Source organism: Marinifilum breve (assembly GCF_003202155.1).
In the GTDB taxonomy this organism is placed as follows: Bacteria; Bacteroidota; Bacteroidia; order Bacteroidales; family Marinifilaceae; genus Marinifilum; species Marinifilum breve.
The window spans coordinates 1-393 of sequence record NZ_QFLI01000169.1; the positions used below are offsets into that span (position 1 = coordinate 1).

The 393-nt window shown below is 43.5% G+C and carries 1 protein-coding gene; it reads left to right on the forward strand.

Going from position 1 to position 393, the window contains the following annotated elements; translation table 11 throughout:
* Window positions 1-393: hypothetical protein (locus tag DF185_RS23720; RefSeq protein ID WP_207784757.1), on the forward strand; the 393-nt coding region annotated here is incomplete at both ends.

Sequence of the window (393 nt, forward strand, 5' to 3'; positions counted from 1 at the left end):
CATCAGGAAATTATTCCGTAGTTGTAACTGATGCCAATGGCTGTTCAGCAACTGATGATGTGAATGTAACGGTTCATCCAAATCCAACGGTTGATTTGGGAGCAGACCAGGAAACCTGTGCTGGAAATACTATCACCTTAGATGCAGGAAATTCAGGATCAACCTATCTGTGGTCAAATGGATCAACCACTCAAACCATCACAGTATCAACATCAGGAAATTATTCAGTAGTTGTAACTGATGCCAATGGCTGTTCAGCAACGGATGATGTGAATGTAACAGTTCATCCAAACCCGGTTGTAGACCTTGGAACGGACCAGGAAACTTGTGCTGGAGGAACAATCACATTAGATGCCGGCAATGCAGGATCAACCTATCTGTGGTCAAATGGAT